This window comes from Isoptericola sp. NPDC056605 (genome assembly GCF_042792795.1).
Classification (GTDB): Bacteria; Actinomycetota; Actinomycetes; order Actinomycetales; family Cellulomonadaceae; genus Isoptericola.
This window is the reverse complement of sequence record NZ_JBHTVT010000006.1, coordinates 161,932-179,973: the sequence shown is the minus strand read 5'-3', so window position 1 is coordinate 179,973 and position 18,042 is coordinate 161,932. Positions and strand designations below refer to the sequence as shown.

Sequence of the window (18,042 nt, the reverse complement as noted above, 5' to 3'; positions counted from 1 at the left end):
GGGAGCACGACGATGACGTGGTGGCGCAAGAAGACGTTCGCCGACCGGGTCGCGGAGGCGCTGGGGCGCAGGTCGCGGCGGTCGGGCGGCACGGCGGTGCGGTCGGGGCTGATCGCGCTCGGGTCGGTCGTCGGCGTGACGGCCGCGAGCGCGGTCGCGTCGGCGATCCGCACACGGCAGGGCCAGGAGGGGTCAGGATGATCGGTCGGAGGACGCTCGGCCGCGCCCTGTTCTTCGGGCTCGGGTACGTCGTGGGCACCCGGGCCGGGCGGGAGCGGTACGCACAGATCGAGGCCGGCGCCCGGGCGCTCGTCGCGGGCCTGCGCGCCCGCCTCGACGGCGAGGACGACGGCGGGAGCGTCGACGACGACGGCGGTCGCGACGGCGAGGCGCGCCGCCGGTCCGGGTCGTCGCGCGCGGGGGCCGACCCGTACGGGGACATCAGGCTCGGCGGGTGACCCGTGGCCGTGATCATCCGGGTGCACCTGCTCGCGCGGCTCCTGCGCATCCCGCTGCTGCGGGTCGTGGGCGCGGTGGAGCTCCGGGACGACGACGACCCCGGTGGCGCCGCCGTCACCCGACGGACGGTCGTCGAGGAAGCCGTCGGCGGCACGCTGCCCGGGGAGCGCCGCGTCCCGGCGGTGTACGGCCGTGACCTGGCCGCCGCGGAGGCGCTCCTGGCGCAGCTGCCACGGCACCGGAGGAACAGGGAGACGTCATGACGTACCAGATCGGCTACATCGTCGGGAGCCTCGCGAAGGGCTCCATCAACCGCACGCTGTCGCGGGCGCTCGTCCGGCTGGCGCCGGAGGACCTCGAGTTCACGGAGATCCCCATCGGGGACCTCCCGCTCTACAGCTGGGACTACGACGCCGACTACCCGCCCGAGGGGAGGGCCTTCAAGACGGCGGTCGAGGCGTCGGACGGCCTGCTCGTCGTGTCGCCGGAGTACAACCGGTCGATCCCGGGCGCCCTGAAGAACGCCATCGACTGGGGCTCGCGCCCGTGGGGCCAGAACTCCTTCGCGCGCAAGCCCGTCGGCATCATCGGCGCGTCCCCGGGCGGCATCGGCACCGCCGTCATGCAGTCGTCGATGCGCGCCGTCCTCAGCTTCCTCGACGCGCCGCAGCTCAACGCCCCGGAGGCCTACATCACCTTCGTCGCCGACGACTTCGGACCGGACGGCGAGGTGTCGAACGAGAGCACCGCCGGCTTCCTGCGGCACTACATGGACGAGTACTGCGCGTTCGTGCAGCGCGTGCTCGCCGTCACCGCACCCGGGCACATCGGCGACAGCGACCCGGCGTCGACCAAGTAGTCCCCCCGCGCGGGGGGACCGGATCTCCCCCGCTCGGCGGTGGTGGGCGGTGCGGCCGAGCGGCCATGATCGTCGCCATGACCTCGACCGTCGCCGCGCCGAACCCCCTCCGGCCCGCCCGCGCCTGGGTCGCGCCCGCGGCGATGGCCGCGGTGCTCGGCCTCTTCCTCCTGGCGTCGCCCCTGCGGGTCGAGGAGGCACCGCTCGCCGTCGAGCAGCCGGACGGCACCTGGGACACCCCCGCGGGCACGCCCTACCTGGTCGAGACCTCGTGGCTCGACTCCGGGTACTTCCTGTGGTTCGTCACCTGGGCGGCGGGGCTGAGCTGCGTCACCGCCGTGCTCGTCGCCCGCCGTCGTCCCGTCCTCGCGACGCTCCTGGCGGCCTGGCCGTTCCTCACGGTCCCGCTGCTCGGGACGTTCGTGTGGGGCTGGTGGCTGGCCCTGCTGATGATCACGTGCCTGGTGGTCCAGGACTCGTGGCGCCGCGCCGTCGTGCCGCTCGTGGTCACCCTCGCGGGCGCGTGGCTCTACGCGCTCACCAACGTGCCCGCGGCGCTCCCGATCGGCCCGGTGCACGCCGGGAGCTATGACGGCGAGCGCCCAGTCGAGGCGGGCCTGATCTACACGGTGGCCGTGTCGCTCGTCGTCGGGGTCGCCGCCGTCGTCCGCACGGCGCGCGCGTCGTCGCGGCGCTCGCTGGCGGCCGCCGCCACGGAGCGCCACGCGCTGGAGGTGGAGTCCGTCGCCGTCGAGCGCGCGCGCCTCGCGCGCGACCTGCACGACGTCGTCGCGCACCACGTGTCCCTCGTGGCCGTCCGCGCGGAGTCCGCCCCGTACACGTACCCGGACCTGGGCGACGACGGCCGCCGCGTGCTCGCCGACATCGCCGGGGACGCGCGCGAGGCGTTGGGCGAGCTGCGTCAGGTGCTCACCGTGCTGCAGCGCACGGACGGGACCGCCCGGGCGCCGCAGCCGTCGGCCTGCGACATCGCGGGCCTCGTCGAGCAGGCCCGGGCCGCGGGCCAGGACGTCACGCTCACGGGGGACTGCGAGGACGTGCCGGCCGCGCAGGGCTACGTGCTCTACCGGGCCGCGCAGGAGGCGCTGACGAACGCCCGGCGGCACGCGCCCGGTGCGCCGACGACGATCACGCTGGCGCACGTGTCGGACGTCGCCGGGCTGCGGGTCACGAACCCGGTCGACCACCCGGCCGGTGCGGGCGACGTCGTGCCCGGGGGCGGGCTGATCGGCATGCGGGAGCGGGTCGAGGCGCTCGGCGGCGTCGTGACGGCGGAGCGGGAGGGGTCGGAGTTCGTGCTCGTCGTCAGCCTGCCGGTCGGCCCGCGCGAGGCGGTGCCCGCCGTCGGACGCGACGTCCGGCGCGACGCCGCGGGCGTCGCGTGACACGGGTCGTCGTCGCCGACGACCAGCCGGTCGTGCTGCACGGGTTCACCGCGATCCTCGGCTCGGCGCCGGACCTGGAGGTCGTCGGGACCGCCGGGGACGGCCGGGACCTGCTCGACCTCGTCGCCCGCACGGAGCCGGACGTGGCCGTGGTCGACGTCCGCATGCCGGTGCTCGACGGCATCGCCGCGACCGCCCGGATCGCTGCCGACCACCCCGCCACGCGCGTGCTGATCCTCACGACGTTCGACCTCGACGAGTACGTGTACGACGCCCTGCGGTCCGGGGCGAGCGGGTTCCTGCTCAAGGACGTGACGGGGGAGCGGCTGATCGAGGGCGTCCGCCTCGTCGCGGACGGGTCGATGCTGCTGGGCCCCCAGGTCACGCGGCGGCTGGTGGACGACTTCGCGGCCCGGGCGGCCGCACGGCGTCCGGCGCCGGAGCTGGGCACGCTCACGCCGCGGGAGACGGACGTCCTGCTCGCCGTCGCGCGCGGGCTGTCGAACGCGGAGATCGCCGACGCCCTGTTCATCGGGGAGCAGACCGTGAAGTCGTACGTGTCGGAGGTGCTGCGCAAGCTCGGGTGCCGCGACCGCGTGCAGCTCGTCATCGCGGCGTACGAGAGCGGCCTGGCCGGGCGGTCGTCGTGAGAGGCTGACGTCGTGCGCGTGGACGTGTGGCTGTGGGCGGTGCGGCTCTTCAAGAGCCGGTCGTCGTCGGCCGCCCTGCTCCGGTCGGGGCGGGTGCGGGTGAACGGCACGGTGGCCAAGCCGTCGACGTCCGTCACCGTGGGCGACACCGTCACCTGGCGCGACCCGCTGCGCGACCGCAAGGTCGTCGTCGTCGAGCTGCTGCCCAAGCGGGTCGGCGCTCCGCTGGCCGTCAAGGCGTACCGCGACGAGAGCCCGCCGGTGCCCACCCGCCAGGAGCGGGAGGCCGTCGGCGTGCGCGACCGCGGCGCCGGCCGCCCCACCAAGCGCGAGCGGCGCGAGATCGACCGGCTGCGCGGCGGCCGTCGCTAGGGTCGGGGGATGACCAGCTCAGCGGACCACACCGACCGCATCGCCGCGCTCCTGCGCGAGCATCCCGTCTGGGACGGGCACAACGACCTGCCGTGGGAGGCGCGCGACCAGGTCGCGTACGACTGGTCGCGGCTGGACCTGGAGGCCGGTACCGACGGCCGTACGCACACCGACGTGCCGCGGCTGCGCGCGGGGGGCGTGGGCGCGCAGTTCTGGTCGGTGTACGTGCCGTCCAACCTGCCCGGCAGCGCCGCGGTCACGGCGACGCTCGAGCAGGTCGACGCCGTGCGCCGCATGGTGGCGCGCTGGCCCGAGCACTTCCGCCTCGCGACGAGCGCCGACGACGTCGTGGCCGCGTGGGCGGAGGGTCGCGTCGCGTCGCTCATGGGCGCGGAGGGCGGGCAGTCGATCGACTCGTCGATGGGCGCCCTGCGCATGCTGTACGAGCTGGGCGTGCGGTACATGACGCTCACCCACAACCACCACAACCCCTGGGCCGAGTCCGCGACCGACGAGCCCCCCGCCGACGGGCGCTTCGCGCAGGGCGGGCTGACGCCGTTCGGGCGGGAGGTGGTGCGCGAGATGAACCGGCTGGGCATGCTCGTCGACCTCTCGCACGTCTCCGCGGGCACGATGCGCGCCGCCCTCGACGTCTCCGAGGCGCCGGTGATCTTCTCGCACAGCTCCGCGCGCGCCGTCGCCGACGTGCCGCGCAACGTGCCCGACGACGTCCTGGCGCGCCTCGCCGAGAACGGCGGCGTGTGCATGGTGACGTTCGTGCCGAGCTTCGTCACCCCGGCCATCGGCGAGTGGCGGGCGCAGGCCGGGGCGGCCGCGAGGGCCGCGGGGATCGCGCCGAACGACATCGCCGAGTTCGACCGGTTCTCCACCGCCTGGGCCGAGACGCACCCCAAGCCGCCGACGACGCTCGACGACGTCGTCGCGCACGTCGAGCACGTGCGCGAGGTCGCGGGGGCGGCGCACGTCGGCCTGGGCGGCGACTACGACGGCGCAGGAGGGTTCGCGGACGAGCTGCGCGACGTCTCCGGCTACCCGGCACTGCTGGCGGCGCTCGCCGACCGCGGCTGGTCGGACGCCGACCTGGCGGGCCTGACCAGCGGCAACGTGCTGCGCGCGCTGCGCGGCGCGGAGGACGTCGCCGCCCGGCTGCGGGCCGAGCGGGAGCCCAGCGTCGCGCGCCTCGAGGACCTCGACGGCGGCGTCTGACGGTTGCCCGCGTCGGCCGCCCGGCCGAGGGCGCGCCGGAGGGCTAGCGTGAGCCCATGACCGGTGCGCCCGTGCGGGTGTTCCTCGTCGACGACCACGAGGTGGTGCGCCGCGGCGTCGCCGACCTGCTCGGCATGGAGGCCGACCTCGAGGTCGTCGGTACCGCCGGGACGGCGGCGGAGGCCCTCGCGCGGGTCCCGGCCCTGCGGCCCGACGTCGTGGTCCTCGACGTCCGGCTGCCCGACGGCGACGGGGTCAGCGTCTGCCGGGAGCTGCGCTCGCGCACCGACGTGGCGGTCCTCATGCTCACGTCGTTCGACGACGACCAGTCCCTGTTCGACGCGATCCTCGCCGGCGCGTCCGGCTACGTGCTCAAGCAGGTGCGCGGCACCGACCTGGTCGCGGGCATCCGGACGGTGGCGGCGGGCGGCTCCATGCTGGACCCGCGGGCCACGGGCCGCGTGATGGCACGCCTGCGCGAGAAGACCGCGGCCGACGACCCGCTCGCCGACCTCACCCCCCAGGAGCGGCGCATCCTCGTGCTCGTGGGCGAGGGCCTGACGAACCGGCAGATCGGCGCCGAGCTGTTCGTTGCCGAGAAGACCGTGAAGAACTACGTGTCGAGCCTCCTGGCGAAGCTGGGCCTCGAGCGCCGGGTGCAGGCGGCGGTCCTCGCGGTGCGGCTCGATCAGCTCGGCCGGCCCGACGACCCCGACACGCCGTCCGCCGCCTCCTGAACCACGCCGGCGAGACCGCTGCCGCCGGGCACGAGCGGCACCCGCCAGCGCAGCGCCGTGCCGCCGGCCCGGCCCGGCCGGGCCTCGAACGAGCCGCCCAGCTCCGCCGCCCGCCGCGAGAGGTTCGCGAGCCCGCTGCGGGGCGCGTCCGTGGCGATCCCGACGCCGTCGTCGACGACGGTCAGCACGAGGTCGCCGTCGGCGCGCAGGCCGACCCGCACCCGTGTGGCGCGCGCGTGCCGGGCCGCGTTCGACAGGCTCTCGCGCAGCACGGCCACGAGGTGCGCCGCGACGGTGGAGGGCACCTGGGCGTCGATCGGGCCCTCGAACCGGACGGTCGGGGCGAAGCCGAGCGCATGGGTCGCGGCGTCGGCCTCCGCGAGGAGCAGCGAGCGCGTGCCGACGCGGTGCGGGAGGTCGCCGCCCGGGTCGCGCAGCCCGCGGATGGTGGTGCGGATCAGGTCGATCGTCTCGTCGATCTGGTCGATCGCCGCACCGACCCGCCCCGCCGTCTCACGGGTCTCCTCGGGGGCCAGGGGACCCGGTGCTGCGAGGCGGCGGTCCACCGTCTGCAGGGAGAGCCCCGTGGCGTACAGGCGCTGCACCGCCAGGTCGTGCAGGTCGCGCGCGATGCGGTCGCGGTCGCGCACCACGGCGAGCCGGGCCGCGTCCGCGCGCCGTTCGGCCAGCTCGAGCGCGACGGCGGCCTGGTTCGCGAACGCCCCCAGCGCCTCGACGACGACGGTCGGGAAGGGGTCGGCGCCGCGCACCCGCCCGACGACGAGGACGCCGCGCGCCCGCCGCCCGCGGCCCACGAGCGGGAAGGCGGCGACGGGGCCGAGCGTGCCGTCCGGGTGCAGGGCGACGTCGGCGCGGTCGTCGGTGGTGGCGTCGGCGGTGACGACGGGCCGCCCGTCCACGAACGCCATCGCGCTGAACGAGCGCGGCGGGGTCAGCACCTGCCCGCGCAGGCTCTCCGCCCGGATCCCGACCGCCGAGCGGACGACGAGGGTGGGGAGCTCCCGGTCCGGGTCGTCGTCCACGGGCACGGCGATCCCGGCCGTGTCGGCCGCGGCCACGCTGATCGCCTCCGCCGCGACCAGGTCGAGCACGCTGTCCGGGTCCTCGCCGGACAGCAGGCGCCGCGCGATCTCGTCGTCGGCCCGCAGCCACCGCTCCCGCAGCCGCGTCTCCTCGTAGAGGCGCGCGTTCTCGACGGCGAAGCTCGCGGCGGTCGCGAACCCCTCCAGCAGCCGCTGGTCGTCCGCGGTGAACTCGCCTCCGCCGCGCTTCTCGGTGAGGTAGAGGTTGCCGAACGGCTGTCCGTGCACCTGCAACGGCACGCCGAGGAAGCTGCGCATCGGCGGGTGGTGCGGCGGGAACCCGACCGAGCGCGCGTCCGCGGCGATGTCCGGGAGTCGGAGCGGACGGGGGTCGCGGATGAGCTCGCCGAGGATCCCGTGCCCCGTCGGGTACGGGCCGATGGCGCGGATCTCGTCCTCGGACATGCCCACGGTGAGGAACCGGGTGATGCGCCGGTCGTCCCCGAGCACGCCGAGGGCGGCGAAGCGGGCGTCGACGACCGCGGCGGCGGCCTGCACCACCCGGTGCAGGGTCGTCTCCAGCTCGAGGCCCCGGCCCACGGACACGACGGCGTCCAGGAGGACGTCCATGTCCCGCTCCCGGCGACCCTGCCGCGGACTCACGTCACACACGCTAGAAGCACCGACGGATGCCCGCCCGTTGTCCCGGTCGTCCCGATCGGGACCTTCGGCCCGTCCGACGGGGCGTTCGGCACTGCCGCGCGGCCCGGCGCGCGTGGCCCACTGGTGCGGTCGGAGGAGGACGACATGGCGATCAGCAGCGTGGAGGGACCGGTCCGGGACGTCGTCGTGGGTGTCGACGGCTCGGAGGGCGGCTACCACGCGATGGCATGGGCGGCGGGCGAGGCACTGCGCCTGGCGGCGCGCCTCGTCGTCGTGCACGCCTACGCCCAGCCGGTCGGTCTCGGGGCGGTGACCGCGGGGTCCCGCGGGCCGGAACCGCGGGCGGAGGCGGAGGCGCTGGTCGCGCGGTCCCGGGTCAGGTTCGAGCGCACGACGGCGGCGCGGACGCTCGGCACGTCGCCCGGCGCGGTCGAGTTCGTGGCCGTGCGCGGCGACGCCTGCGCCGTCCTCGTGCACCACGCCCGGCGCGGCGCCGTCGTCGTGGTGGGACGCCGGGGCGTCGGCACGTTCGACCGCGTGCCCATGGGCTCGATCTCGTCCGCCGTGGCGGCGCTGGCCCCCGGCACGGTGGTCGTCGTCCCGCGGGCCGCCCGTGCCCAGGAGCCGCGCCGCGTGGTCGTCGCCGTCGACCCTCGCGAGGCCTCCGACCGCGTGCTCGAGGCAGGGTTCGACGAGGCCGACCGCGCCGGTGTGTCCCTGACGGCGGCGCACTCCGCCGACGAGGGGATGTTCGCGGGCGCCACCGACGGCGACCTCGGGTGGCTGGAACGGCTGCGCGCCGAGGCGCGGGCCGACCTCGAGGCCCGGGTCGCGCGGTGGGGCGAGAAGTACCCCGCCGTCGGCTGGACGGTCGAGACGCGCGGTGGTGTCGCGCCGGGCGCGCTGCTCGCCGCGCTGCGGTCGGACGACCTGGTGGTGACCGGCGGCCGTGCCGCCTCGCTGCAGGTCGGCCGCGTGCGCGGCGGTCCCGACCGGATCGTGCGCCACGCGCCGTGCGCCGTGACGGTGGTGCACGACTAGCTTGCCGCCGCGCGCCCGTCGACTCCCCCGGCGAGCCGCGGCGGCAGGATCCCGTGCGGCTCAGGCGCTCAGTGAGCGCTGCGACCAGCTGGTGCCGAGGGCGCGCAGGACGTCGTGCGGGTCGCGCCGCGTCGCGTCCGTGTAGGCACGCAGGGACATCACCGAAGCCGTGAGCATGGTGGTGATCACCTCGCGCGCGAGCCGGGGGTCGGTGCTCGCCTCGTCGAGCAGCTCCTGCACGATGCGGGAGCGGATGCCGAGGTCGGGTTCCGAGCACGCCGTGAGCAGGGCGATGGTGAGCGAGCCGGCGTCCGTGCCGGCGGAACCGTCGCCGGCACCTGTGCTGTCAGTACCCATGGCGTCCCCCTCCGCGGCCCGACGGGTTCCGGTCTACCGCACGGGGCGACGTCGCGCACCCGGGCGGGCTTGCGGCGTGCCGACGGCAGGCGCAAGGATGCGCGCGATGATCCCCTCGCCCGCGCCTCGCCGACGTGCCGCGCCGCACCTGCTGCCCGGTCTGCTCGGCGTCGGGCTGGCCGGCGCCCTGCTGCTGGCGGGCCCCGCCGCCGTCGCCGACGAAGGGCTCACGGAGGAGTCCCACAGCCGGTACGTGCTGCGGGCGAAGGACACCGAGGTGCGGGCGACGTCGACCACCACCATCGGCAACGTCACGCCCGACCGCGGGCTGACGTACTACTACTTCACGTCGTACTCCATCGCCGTGCCGGCGGGGGCGGAGGACGTGCGCGCGACGAGCGGCGGTGCCTCGCTGCCGGTGCGGCTGGAGGCGACCGAGGACCCGAGCACCCGGTACGCGGTGACGACGTTCGCACCGCTGCGGTACGGGCAGACGCGCACCATCGAGTGGAGCTTCGTCGTGCCGGGCGAGCCGGTGCGCTCGAAGGACTACACGCGGGTGGGCGACGGCTTCGCGACCTTCGCGGCGTCGGGCGTGGGGGACGCCGGCCGGACGACGGTCGAGGTGGTGCTACCGGCGTCGATGACGTTCGACGCGACGTCCGACGTGTTCACCCAGGAGCGCTCCGGGAAGACCACCACGTACACGGCCACGGAGAACACCGACAAGGACGGGATCTGGGCGGTCGTCTCGGCGCGCGACCCGAAGAAGGCGGACGAGAAGGTCGTCGAGGTGGGCGGCACCACCCTCACGCTGCAGAGCTTCCCGGGCGACGAGAAGTGGACGGCGTTCGTGGGGAAGCGGCTGCAGCAGGGCCTGCCCGTGCTGGAGGACCTCGTCGGGCGGCCGTGGCCGGGCGGGCTCGACACGATCCGCGAGGACGTGTCGCCCAAGGTGCTCGGGTACGCGTGGTTCGACCCGGACAAGGACGAGATCGTCATCCCGGAGGACCTCGACCCGGCGACGCTCTACCACGAGCTCGGGCACGCCTGGCTCAACCCGGACCGCCTCACCGAGCGGTGGCTGTCCGAGGGCGTGACGGAGGTGGTGGCACAGCGGGTCGTCGAGCGGACGGGCGCGTCGAGCGACCCGTGGTCGGCGCCCGACCGCCACGCCGACGTCGCCGTGCCTCTCTCGGACTGGGACGCGCACCCGGGCGAGCTGGACGCGGACGCCGAGCAGTACGGGTACGCGGCGTCGTACACCGTGGTGCGGAAGCTGCTGGGCGGGCTCGACGACGACGCGTTCACGGCCGTGGTCTCGGCGGCCCAGGCGGGGGAGAGCGCGTACGAGCGCCCGGGCTCCATGGAGGAGAACGGCGGCCGGACCGACTGGCGGCGCTTCCTCGACCTGGTGGAGGAGCGGGGCGACGTCTCCGGCGCGCCGAAGGTGCTGCGCACGTGGGTGCTCGACGCCGAGCAGAAGGCCGCGCTGAAGCCCCGGGCCGCCGCGCGGAAGGCGTACGCGGCCCTGGACGAGGCCGACGGCGGCTGGGCGCCTCCGCTCGGGCTGCGCACGGCCATGACCCGCTGGGAGTTCGACGAGGCGAAGGACGTGCGGTCCGCGCTCGACGGCACGGCGCAGGACGCCGGGGCCGTGCAGTCAGCGGCCGAGCGGGCCGGGCTGGACGTGCCGGCGGCGGTGCGCGCGGCGTACGAGGGGGCGTCCGACGCCGACGCGTACGCGGAGCTCGCCACCCTGCTGCCGCGGGCCGCCGAGGTGACGACGAGCGTCGGCGCGGCCGTCGAGGCGTCCGACGCCGACCGCGACCCGGTGACGGAGCTGGGGGCGCTGGTGCTCGGCGTCGATCGGGCGGCCGAGCGGGCGCGGGGCGACCTCGCTGCCGGCGACCTCGATGCCGCCGCCGAGCATGCGGCCGCGGCGTCGGACCGGGCAGGGCTCGCGACGGCCGCCGGGGCCGGCGTGGTGGTGCTGGTCCTCGCCGCGGGGGGCGGCGTCGTCGCTCTCGTGGTGCGCCGTCGACGGAGGTCAGTCGTGGAGGATGCGCTGGAAGAGGGCGTGGTCCTGCCAACGGCCGGCGATCCGGAGGTAGGACGGCGCGGTGCCGATGCGGTCGAACCCGGTGCGCGCGAGCACCTTCTGTGACGCCGTGTTGTGCAGCAGCGTCGCCGCCTGGACGCGGTGCAGGCCCAGGTCGTCGCGGGCGTGCGCGCACGCGGCGTCGACCGCCGCGGTCATGACGCCGCGCCCGGCGAGCGAGGCGTCGACCCAGTAGCCCAGATGGGTGTTGCGGAACGCGCCGAGCACGATGTCGGACAGGTTCACGCGGCCGACGATCTCGCCGGCACGCACCAGGACGAGCGGCACCGACCGGCCGTCCTCGTGCGACCGCAGCTCCGTCGCGACGAGCCCGGCCTGCCGGTCGGCGTCGTAGAACTCCGGCGGACGCACCGGCTCCCACGGCTCCAGGTGAGCCCGGTTGCGGGAGTACGCCGCCGCGAGCGCCGGTCCGTCGTCGTCGTCCAGGAGGCGCAGGGTGACGCCGTCGGGCAGCGCACCGGAGGGGACGGAGGGCGGGTTTCCGGTCGCGGGCACGACGGCGAGCCTAGCCCCGCGCCTGCGCGCGCAGGGCCGCGAGGGCGGACCGCACCTCGTCGGTGACCGGTCGGGACTGCCCGGAGGCGATCCAGGCCTCGAACCCGACCCGGAACGCCGCCACCCCGGCCTCGGCGACCATCGAGGCGTCCGGTTCGGGGACGCCGCGGCCGCGCAGCGCTGCCGCGGCGGCGTCGCGCAGCGCGGCGAGCTTGAGGAGCTCCCGCTCCTGCAGGCGCGGGGTCGCGGCGACGACGGCGGCGCGGCGGGCGGCGAACTCGCGGCGCTCCTCGAGCACCTCGACGGCGGTGGCGACGGCCTCGCCGACGACGTCGAGCGGCTCGTCGGCGTCGGGCGCGGCGGCGATGGCGGCCTCGACGGCCGCCTCGAGCTCGTGGGAGCCGTCGAACAGCACCTCGCGCTTGTCGGCGAAGTGCCGGAAGTACGTGCGCTCGGTGACGCCGGCGCGCTCGGCGATCTGGGCGGTCGTCGTCTGCTCGAACCCCTGCTCGGCGTAGAGGTCGAGCGCGGCGCGCGTCATGCGCCCGCGCGCGTCGGGTTCCCATCGGGCCATGCGGGACAGTCTAGTGATGACGGTCCCTGACATCAGGTGTACCGTGAGTGATGTCAGCAACTGACATCACGGGCCGCGGCACGGCCCACGAGAGGAGAACCCATGCGCGTCTTCGTCACCGGAGCCTCCGGCTGGATCGGCTCCGCCACCGTCCCCCACCTCCTCGCCGCCGGGCACGACGTCCTCGGGCTCGCCCGCTCCGACGCGTCGGCCCGCCGGGTCGAGGAGCTGGGCGCCACCGCCGTCCGTGGCGGGCTCGACGACCTGGAGGTGCTGCGGGCCGCCGCCCGCGACGCCGACGCGGTCGTCCACCTGGCGTTCAAGCACGACTTCGCCGACTACGAGGCCGCGGGCCGTACCGAACGGGCCGTCGTCCAGGCGTTCGTCGACGAGCTCGCGGACAGCGGGCGCGGCCTGCTGGTCGCGTCCGGCGTCGTCGGGCGGCCGGGCGTCGTGCTCACCGAGCGCGACGCGTCGGCCTTCACCGGCCCGGACGCGCCGCGCGGCGGCTCCGAGGGCGTGGCGCTCGACGCCGTGGGACGAGGGGTCCGACCGGTGGCGCTCCGGTTCCCGGCGACCGTGCACGGCACCGGCGACCACGGCTTCACCGCGACGCTCGTGCGGACGGCGCGCGAGCGCGGCGTCTCCGGGTACGTCGGGGACGGCTCGGCCCGGTGGCCCGCGGTGCACGTCGGCGACGCCGGGCGCGCGGTCGCCCTCGCCGTCGACAAGGCGCCCGCGGGCTCCGCGGTGCACGCCGTGGCGGAGGAGGGCGTCCCGTCCCGCGAGATCGCCGAGGCGATCGGCAGGGCCGTGGGGGTGCCGGCGGTGTCCGTCGACCCGGCGGACGCGGCCGAGCACTTCGGGTGGCTCAGCCGGTTCTGGGGCATGGACGCCGTCGCGTCGAGCGCCCTGACGCGCGAGCTGCTGGGCTGGGAGCCGGTCGGCCCGACGCTGCTGGAGGACCTTGCCGCCGGCGCGTACGACCACGCGGCGCGCGGCTGACGCGTCGAGAGGGCGTCAGCCCTGCCGGTCCTCGTCGGCCAGCCGCGGCTCGGTGCGCAGCGCCGGGCGCAGGCCCGCCTTGTCCGCGTAGAACGCGCGGATGTCGTCCATGTCGGCGCGCACGTCGCCGGTGAGGCGGAGGGTGGGGCCGAGGCCCGTCGTCATCGTGGTGCGGTCGACGTACCCGAGCGTCACGGGCAGGTCCGCGGCCCGGGCGATGCGGTAGAAGCCCGACTTCCACCCGTCGCCCGACCGCGTGCCCTCGGGCGTGACGACGAGGTGGAACACCTCCCCGGCACGGACGTGGGCGAGCACGTCGTCCACCACCCGGCTGGGGTCGCGACGGTCCACGGGGATACCGCCGAGCGCGCGCATGAGCGGCCCGCGCCAACCGGCGAACAGGGTGTGCTTGCCCAGCCAGCGCACGTCCAGCCCGAGCCGCCACGCGATGGCGAGCATGAGCACGAAGTCCCAGTTGGACGTGTGCGGCGCGCCCACCAGCACGCCCGCCTGCGCCGGGGCCGGCTCGCTGCGCAGGGTCCAGCGGCTGAGCCGCCAGTAGGTGCCGGCGAGCGCCCGCCGCAGGGTTCTGAGCATCGGGCGACTCTACCGGCCGGCGGACGGGGAGCGGGTGTCGGAGGGCCGCGCCATGCTGCCTGGATGAGCGAGCACGCGCACGGCGTCCACCACACCATCGACTACCTCGAGCTGCCGGTGACCGACCTCGCGGCGGCACAGGAGTTCTACGCCGCGGCCTTCGGCTGGGAGTTCGTCGCCTACGGGCCGCAGTACGCGGGCATCCGCACGGCCGCGGAGCGGGCGCCGGCGGAGGCGGGCGGGCTGCGTCTCGCCGAGGCCGCCGACGTCTCCCGGGGCGGCCCGTTCGTCCTGCTGTACTCCGACGACCTCGACGCGACGCTGGCCGGCGTGACGGCCGCGGGCGGCCGGGTGGTCGACGGCCCGTACGAGTTCCCCGGTGGCCGCCGCTTCCACTTCCTCGACCCCAGCGGCAACGAGCTCGGGGTGTGGGCGACGGCCTGACGGGCTCTGGCAGGCTCGTGCCGTGACCGCCGCCGCGAGCCCCTCCGTCCCGCTCCGTGTCGCCCTCCTCGGGTCGGGCGCGGGGAGCACCGCCGACCACGTCCTGGGGTCGGGCGCCGCCGACGTGCGCCTCGTGCTCGGGAACAACAGCCGGTCGGGGATCTTCGACGTCGCCCGGCGGCACGGCGTCCCGACCGCCCACCTCAGCGGTGTCACCCACCCGGACGCGGACGACCTCGACGCCGCCGTCCTCGCCGCGCTCGACGGTGCCGAGGTCGACGTGCTGGTGCTCGCCGGGTACATGAAGAAGCTCGGGTCGCGGGTCCTCGCCCGCTACGCGGGGCGGATCCTCAACACGCACCCCGCGCTGCTGCCGGAGTTCGGCGGCGCCGGCATGTTCGGCGACCATGTGCACGAGGCCGTCCTGGCCTCGGGCCGCACGGTCTCCGGCGCGACGGTCCACGTGGTGACGGCGGACTACGACGAGGGACCCGTCGTCGCGCAGACCGAGGTGCCGGTCGTCCCCGGCGACGACGTGCCCGCCCTGCGCGCCCGGGTGCAGGCTGCGGAGAAGGCGCTCCTCGTCGACGTGCTGCGGGCCTGGCGCTCCTGAGCCGGCGGGTGCGCCGGACGAGCTCGCGACGACAACCCCTGGACCCCGACGGACACGCCGCGCCCGTCCCGGCGTGAGGCCTCAGCCCCGTGCGAAGGCGATGCTCTCGGCCACGACGGACACGACGGCGTCGACCTCCGCGGCGTCGCGCGGGCCGTAGACCATGTACTCGGTGCCGAAGTCCTCGTACTGGTGCGGCTCCGCCCACCCGAGCGCGACGAGCTCCTCGCCGCGCTCGTGCGGCAGCACCAGGTGCACGCTCGTGTCGGTCACGCCGTGCAGGTGCACGGGCTCGAGGCGACGTCCCGGGGCCAGGTTCGTCGCCGGCTCCCGCTCCTGCTCGAGGCCGGCGAGGAAGACCGCGCGCGAGGACTTCGGCGACACCTGGCTGTGGCCCTCCACGACGCCGTCGAGCGCGAACACTCGGGCGACCAGCTCGCCCCACAGCGCAGGGGTCGAGCGTTGGGTGAGCTGGCGGTGCGGGCCCTCGTCGGACGTGTCAGGACGGTCGCCCGGGCGGGCGGTGGTCAGGTGTGGGGAGGTCGGCACGGTGGCACCGTACCCGCCCCGGCAGCCGGGACGTCAGCTCACGACAGCCAGGGCGAGCACGCCGGCCGCGACGGCGAGCGGCGCCACGACGGCGCCCTGGGTGACGACGCGGCGCACCAGGCCCACCGGCGCGGAGAACGTGTGCCGCCGGTACTGCTGGAGCCACAGCAGCGTGGCGAGCGACGCCCAGGGCGTGACGAGCGGCCCGGCGTTGACGCCGACGAGCAAGGCCGCCAGCCGGGCGTCGTCGCCCGTCACGGTGGGGGCGAGGGCGAGGTAGGCGGGCAGGTTGTTCACCGCGTTCGCGGACGCCGCGCCGACGGCGGCGACCTGGGCGAGGGCGCCCGCGTCGTCGCCCGTACCCACGAGCGGGGCGAGCAGGTCGGTGAGACCGTGCGCGTGCCACGTCCCGACGACGGCGAACAGGCCGGCGGTGACCACGACCGTCCGCCACGGCACCAGCTCGCGCACCGGGACGAGGAGCGGCACCCGGCGCCACGCCGTCGCGGCCCCGAGCGCGACCGCGGCGCCCAGCGCCACGGGCAGCACCGGCAGCCCGGCGGCGAAGCCGGCCCCCATGAGGACGACGACCGCGCCCGCCGTCCACAGCAGCACCGGGTCGGCGGCCCGGCGAGGCTCCGGGACGGCGTACGTGCCGCGCAGGGCGGGCGCGTGCAGGACGGCGAGCGCGGCGACCACGACGACGACCACCGCGACGGCGGGCGCCACCATGACGCCGAGGTACCCGGCGTCGAACGACGACGCGGCCATGAGGTTGGTGAGGTTGGAGACCGGCAGCAGGAGCGACGCCGTGTTGGCGAGCGCCAGCACCGTGAGCGCGAGGGGGAGCGGGTCGCGGCCGGCGCGGCGGGCGACGGCCACGACGGCCGGGGTGAGCAGCACGGCCGTGGTGTCGAGCGACAGGACGACGGTGCAGACGGTCGCGACTGCGGCCACGAGGAGCCAGAGCGCCACCGCCCGCCCGCGGGCGAGCCGGGCGGCGCCGTCCGCGACGGCGTCGAACAGCCCCGCGCCGGCGCAGAGCTCGGCGACCACCGTGAGCAGGACGACGAAGCCCAGCACCGGCCCGGTCAGGGCGGCGAGGGAGCGGGCCTCGGCGGCCGGCAGCGCACCCGACAGGGGCAGGGCGACGACGAGGAGGAGCGCCGGGACCCACAGGGGCGGCAGGAGCCGTCGCGCGCGGCGTGTCACGGGCTGAGCGTAGACGTCGGTTCGAAGGTCGGAGGTAGTGATCGGGCCTCGGCCGGCAACTGAGGGGTATGAGCACTCGACGCCGACGCCCCGGGGACGCCTCCGCGCCCCTGATCTTCGCGCTCGTGGCGCTCGGCTGCGCCACCGTCTGGGTCGTGTGGTTGGGCGTGCTGATGCTCACCGACGTCGCCGGGCCGCAGACGGCCGGCTGGGTGCTGACCGTCGGCGGCGTGACGGTGCTGGTCGCCGTCGGGCTGCTGGTGGCGTCGCTGCTCCGCGGCCCGACGCGCATCGTGGCGCACGACCCGTCCGGCGCGCGCTGGTCGCTGCGGGCGGCCCCCGTGCCGGTGCGCCTGGCCACGTCGGACCCGCTCGAGACCGGGTCGCGCGGCGCGGCGCTCGCCGCCCAGGTCGTGCGCGCCGCCACCCGGCCCGGCACCGCCGACCGGGTCGACCGGGCACGCGCCGTCCTGGTGCTGCGACAGATCCTCGAGGTCGTGCAGGGGTCGGACGGGCCCGGCGGCCCCGGCGACGGCGACTGGGCACGGGTGCGCGCCGCCGTCGTGGATCTGACGCTGAGGGCGTCCGACCACCCGCCGCACCCGGTCACCCTGCTGCCGTGGGAGGAGCACCTCACCGCGCCGCAATGAGCTGCCTGCGGCGCCCGTCCGGCCTGATCAGGGGCTCGTCGGGCGGGCGCCGCCGGCGTCGGCCAGCGCCTCCGCGACGAGGCGGTGGCCCTGCGCCTCGAACGCGTCGTCGCCCACCTGGTACGCCCAGCAGGCGGTACCGATCGCCTCGCGCACCCGCGACCGGGACCACGCTCCCGGCTCGCGCGGGTCGTGCCCGTACCCGGCGAGGAACGCCTCCTCGGCGCCCGGGTACCGCCGGAACTCCCGCGACGCGAGCCGGTCGAGGTCGCTCATCGCCGGCCGCAGGTCCGCGCGCCCGAGGTCGATGACGCGCACAGTGCCACCGTCGTCCACCAGCCAGTTGCGTGCCTGCCAGTCGCCGTGCGTCGGGACGACGACGGCGGGCGGCGTGGGCCAGGAGCGGATCAGCGTGCGCAACCGCGCCACGTCCCCCGGGGCGATCCGGTGCGGACCGCCCAGCCACCGCTCGGACCGGGCGTTCGCCCTCGCCTCGTAGCCGAGGTCCTCGACGGCGAGCTGCCCGTGCAGTGCCGCCAGCAGCCGCCCCGCCTGCTCGTAGGTGTCCGGGTCGGCGGCGGCCGCGTCGTCCTGGACCAGCCGGCCCGGCTGGTACGTCGTGACGAGCAGCTTGGCGTCGACGTCGGCGCGCACCAGGCGCCCGACCCGGTCCGCGTCCACCCGGTCCGCGTCCACCCGTGCGTCGGGGGCGTCCGCGAGCCAGGGCCCCGTCCACTCCCGGTGCGCCCGGACCTCGCGGGCGATGTGGTGATCCCGCTCGCCCCCGGCCTTGACGACTAGCGTCCGCCCGCCCGCGGCCACGCGGAGGACGGTCGTCTCCACCAGTCGCCAGCTCATGTCCTCCTTGACCGCGACGTCCGGCAGCCAGGCGCTCAGCAGCTCGCGCTGCCGGTCGGACAGGGCGCGGAGGTCAGGGACCGCACGAGACATCCGGGCAGGTTAGCGC

23 protein-coding genes are annotated in these 18,042 nt (G+C 76.1%); 15 read left to right on the top strand and 8 right to left on the bottom strand.

The features are described from left to right. The first annotated feature begins 12 nt into the window (after positions 1–12). The 9 genes from ACFQ8Y_RS08830 to ACFQ8Y_RS08790 all read left to right on the top strand — a co-directional run bounded on the left by ACFQ8Y_RS08830 (position 13) and on the right by ACFQ8Y_RS08790 (position 5,710). On the top strand, positions 13–201 hold the full coding sequence (locus tag ACFQ8Y_RS08830) for a hypothetical protein (protein ID WP_430551458.1): 189 nt from the start codon (positions 13–15) through the stop codon (positions 199–201). After that, on the top strand, positions 198–458 hold the full coding sequence (locus tag ACFQ8Y_RS08825; protein ID WP_430551457.1) for a hypothetical protein: 261 nt from the start codon (positions 198–200) through the stop codon (positions 456–458). Before ACFQ8Y_RS08830 ends, ACFQ8Y_RS08825 begins: the two co-directional genes overlap by 4 nt. Before the next feature lie 3 nt (positions 459–461). Then, on the top strand, positions 462–722 hold the full coding sequence (locus ACFQ8Y_RS08820) for a hypothetical protein (RefSeq protein ID WP_430585230.1): 261 nt from the start codon (positions 462–464) through the stop codon (positions 720–722). Then, a complete protein-coding gene (locus ACFQ8Y_RS08815; protein ID WP_430551455.1) occupies positions 719–1,318 on the top strand; it encodes an NADPH-dependent FMN reductase in 600 nt (199 codons plus the stop codon). Before ACFQ8Y_RS08820 ends, ACFQ8Y_RS08815 begins: the two co-directional genes overlap by 4 nt. A gap of 77 nt (positions 1,319–1,395) precedes the next feature. Continuing rightward, entirely contained in the window at positions 1,396–2,724 is a 1,329-nt protein-coding gene (locus ACFQ8Y_RS08810) for a sensor histidine kinase (RefSeq protein WP_430585229.1), read from the top strand. Beyond that, positions 2,721–3,374: a response regulator gene (locus tag ACFQ8Y_RS08805; protein WP_430585228.1), complete on the top strand. Its 654-nt coding sequence runs from the start codon at positions 2,721–2,723 to the stop codon at positions 3,372–3,374. Before ACFQ8Y_RS08810 ends, ACFQ8Y_RS08805 begins: the two co-directional genes overlap by 4 nt. 12 nt (positions 3,375–3,386) lie before the next feature. Continuing rightward, on the top strand, positions 3,387–3,746 hold the full coding sequence (locus tag ACFQ8Y_RS08800) for an RNA-binding S4 domain-containing protein (RefSeq protein ID WP_380318621.1): 360 nt from the start codon (positions 3,387–3,389) through the stop codon (positions 3,744–3,746). A 9-nt stretch (positions 3,747–3,755) separates the two neighbouring features. Continuing rightward, positions 3,756–4,973 (top strand): dipeptidase, encoded by a 1,218-nt coding sequence (locus ACFQ8Y_RS08795; RefSeq protein ID WP_430585227.1) that lies wholly within the window; start codon positions 3,756–3,758, stop codon positions 4,971–4,973. Positions 4,974–5,029: 56 nt separating this feature from the next. Continuing rightward, positions 5,030–5,710: a response regulator gene (locus tag ACFQ8Y_RS08790; protein ID WP_430551451.1), complete on the top strand. Its 681-nt coding sequence runs from the start codon at positions 5,030–5,032 to the stop codon at positions 5,708–5,710. On the opposite strand, the gene ACFQ8Y_RS08785 is transcribed toward ACFQ8Y_RS08790, so the two are convergent. Continuing rightward, positions 5,662–7,416, bottom strand: a complete 1,755-nt coding sequence (locus ACFQ8Y_RS08785) for a GAF domain-containing protein (RefSeq protein WP_430563370.1) — start codon at positions 7,414–7,416, stop codon at positions 5,662–5,664. The genes ACFQ8Y_RS08790 and ACFQ8Y_RS08785 overlap by 49 nt on opposite strands. A gap of 144 nt (positions 7,417–7,560) precedes the next feature. Between ACFQ8Y_RS08785 and ACFQ8Y_RS08780 the strand changes: the two genes are divergently transcribed. Continuing rightward, complete coding sequence (locus ACFQ8Y_RS08780) at positions 7,561–8,457, top strand: universal stress protein (RefSeq protein ID WP_430551449.1); 897 nt, start codon at positions 7,561–7,563, stop codon at positions 8,455–8,457. Positions 8,458–8,517: 60 nt separating this feature from the next. Here the strand turns inward: ACFQ8Y_RS08780 and ACFQ8Y_RS08775 are convergent, their stop codons facing one another. Beyond that, the gene (locus ACFQ8Y_RS08775; RefSeq protein WP_430551448.1) at positions 8,518–8,814 is read right to left on the bottom strand and encodes a hypothetical protein; all 297 of its coding nucleotides are present in this window, start codon (positions 8,812–8,814) and stop codon (positions 8,518–8,520) included. Between the two features lie 106 nt (positions 8,815–8,920). On the opposite strand from ACFQ8Y_RS08775, the gene ACFQ8Y_RS08770 reads away from it, so the two are divergent. After that, positions 8,921–10,981 (top strand): hypothetical protein, encoded by a 2,061-nt coding sequence (locus ACFQ8Y_RS08770; RefSeq protein WP_430585226.1) that lies wholly within the window; start codon positions 8,921–8,923, stop codon positions 10,979–10,981. Here ACFQ8Y_RS08770 and ACFQ8Y_RS08765 read toward each other — a convergent pair. Next, positions 10,865–11,431: a GNAT family N-acetyltransferase gene (locus ACFQ8Y_RS08765; RefSeq protein ID WP_430585225.1), complete on the bottom strand. Its 567-nt coding sequence runs from the start codon at positions 11,429–11,431 to the stop codon at positions 10,865–10,867. The two genes, ACFQ8Y_RS08770 and ACFQ8Y_RS08765, sit on opposite strands and share 117 nt — an antisense overlap. Before the next feature lie 10 nt (positions 11,432–11,441). Further along, positions 11,442–12,005 carry a TetR/AcrR family transcriptional regulator gene (locus ACFQ8Y_RS08760; RefSeq protein ID WP_430551445.1) on the bottom strand — a complete coding sequence of 188 codons (564 nt, stop codon included), beginning with the start codon at positions 12,003–12,005 and terminating at the stop codon, positions 11,442–11,444. A 102-nt stretch (positions 12,006–12,107) separates the two neighbouring features. Between ACFQ8Y_RS08760 and ACFQ8Y_RS08755 the strand changes: the two genes are divergently transcribed. Next, positions 12,108–13,010: an SDR family oxidoreductase gene (locus ACFQ8Y_RS08755; RefSeq protein ID WP_430585224.1), complete on the top strand. Its 903-nt coding sequence runs from the start codon at positions 12,108–12,110 to the stop codon at positions 13,008–13,010. A 15-nt stretch (positions 13,011–13,025) separates the two neighbouring features. On the opposite strand, the gene ACFQ8Y_RS08750 is transcribed toward ACFQ8Y_RS08755, so the two are convergent. Then, complete coding sequence (locus ACFQ8Y_RS08750) at positions 13,026–13,607, bottom strand: 1-acyl-sn-glycerol-3-phosphate acyltransferase (protein WP_430545958.1); 582 nt, start codon at positions 13,605–13,607, stop codon at positions 13,026–13,028. 63 nt (positions 13,608–13,670) lie between these two features. On the opposite strand from ACFQ8Y_RS08750, the gene ACFQ8Y_RS08745 reads away from it, so the two are divergent. Beyond that, the gene (locus ACFQ8Y_RS08745) at positions 13,671–14,051 is read left to right on the top strand and encodes a VOC family protein (protein ID WP_430551443.1); all 381 of its coding nucleotides are present in this window, start codon (positions 13,671–13,673) and stop codon (positions 14,049–14,051) included. Positions 14,052–14,073: 22 nt separating this feature from the next. After that, entirely contained in the window at positions 14,074–14,664 is a 591-nt protein-coding gene (locus tag ACFQ8Y_RS08740) for a phosphoribosylglycinamide formyltransferase (protein WP_430585223.1), read from the top strand. An 81-nt stretch (positions 14,665–14,745) separates the two neighbouring features. Here ACFQ8Y_RS08740 and ACFQ8Y_RS08735 read toward each other — a convergent pair whose 3' ends face one another. After that, complete coding sequence (locus ACFQ8Y_RS08735) at positions 14,746–15,213, bottom strand: luciferase family protein (protein WP_430585222.1); 468 nt, start codon at positions 15,211–15,213, stop codon at positions 14,746–14,748. Positions 15,214–15,246: 33 nt separating this feature from the next. Further along, positions 15,247–16,425, bottom strand: coding sequence for an SLC13 family permease (locus tag ACFQ8Y_RS08730; protein ID WP_430551440.1), 1,179 nt, complete (start codon positions 16,423–16,425; stop codon positions 15,247–15,249). A gap of 68 nt (positions 16,426–16,493) precedes the next feature. Here ACFQ8Y_RS08730 and ACFQ8Y_RS08725 point away from each other — a divergent pair, with 68 nt between their 5' ends. After that, positions 16,494–17,075, top strand: coding sequence for a hypothetical protein (locus ACFQ8Y_RS08725; protein WP_430585221.1), 582 nt, complete (start codon positions 16,494–16,496; stop codon positions 17,073–17,075). A 27-nt stretch (positions 17,076–17,102) separates the two neighbouring features. Here the strand turns inward: ACFQ8Y_RS08725 and ACFQ8Y_RS08720 are convergent, their stop codons facing one another. Continuing rightward, positions 17,103–18,026, bottom strand: a complete 924-nt coding sequence (locus ACFQ8Y_RS08720; protein ID WP_430585220.1) for a phosphotransferase family protein — start codon at positions 18,024–18,026, stop codon at positions 17,103–17,105. Positions 18,027–18,042: the final 16 nt, after the last annotated feature.

Excerpts from the sequence above, each read along its gene's own strand:
- ACFQ8Y_RS08830 (WP_430551458.1), top strand. The coding sequence starts at position 13 with ATGACGTGGTGGCGCAAGAAGACGTTCGCCGACCGGGTCGCGGAGGCG.
- ACFQ8Y_RS08825 (WP_430551457.1), top strand. The coding sequence starts at position 198 with ATGATCGGTCGGAGGACGCTCGGCCGCGCCCTGTTCTTCGGGCTCGGG.
- ACFQ8Y_RS08815 (WP_430551455.1), top strand. The coding sequence starts at position 719 with ATGACGTACCAGATCGGCTACATCGTCGGGAGCCTCGCGAAGGGCTCC.
- ACFQ8Y_RS08810 (WP_430585229.1), top strand. The coding sequence starts at position 1,396 with ATGACCTCGACCGTCGCCGCGCCGAACCCCCTCCGGCCCGCCCGCGCC.
- ACFQ8Y_RS08795 (WP_430585227.1), top strand. The coding sequence starts at position 3,756 with ATGACCAGCTCAGCGGACCACACCGACCGCATCGCCGCGCTCCTGCGC.
- ACFQ8Y_RS08790 (WP_430551451.1), top strand. The coding sequence starts at position 5,030 with ATGACCGGTGCGCCCGTGCGGGTGTTCCTCGTCGACGACCACGAGGTG.
- ACFQ8Y_RS08780 (WP_430551449.1), top strand. The coding sequence starts at position 7,561 with ATGGCGATCAGCAGCGTGGAGGGACCGGTCCGGGACGTCGTCGTGGGT.
- ACFQ8Y_RS08775 (WP_430551448.1), bottom strand. The coding sequence starts at position 8,814 with ATGGGTACTGACAGCACAGGTGCCGGCGACGGTTCCGCCGGCACGGAC.
- ACFQ8Y_RS08770 (WP_430585226.1), top strand. The coding sequence starts at position 8,921 with ATGATCCCCTCGCCCGCGCCTCGCCGACGTGCCGCGCCGCACCTGCTG.
- ACFQ8Y_RS08760 (WP_430551445.1), bottom strand. The coding sequence starts at position 12,005 with ATGGCCCGATGGGAACCCGACGCGCGCGGGCGCATGACGCGCGCCGCG.
- ACFQ8Y_RS08755 (WP_430585224.1), top strand. The coding sequence starts at position 12,108 with ATGCGCGTCTTCGTCACCGGAGCCTCCGGCTGGATCGGCTCCGCCACC.
- ACFQ8Y_RS08750 (WP_430545958.1), bottom strand. The coding sequence starts at position 13,607 with ATGCTCAGAACCCTGCGGCGGGCGCTCGCCGGCACCTACTGGCGGCTC.
- ACFQ8Y_RS08745 (WP_430551443.1), top strand. The coding sequence starts at position 13,671 with ATGAGCGAGCACGCGCACGGCGTCCACCACACCATCGACTACCTCGAG.
- ACFQ8Y_RS08725 (WP_430585221.1), top strand. The coding sequence starts at position 16,494 with ATGAGCACTCGACGCCGACGCCCCGGGGACGCCTCCGCGCCCCTGATC.
- ACFQ8Y_RS08720 (WP_430585220.1), bottom strand. The coding sequence starts at position 18,026 with ATGTCTCGTGCGGTCCCTGACCTCCGCGCCCTGTCCGACCGGCAGCGC.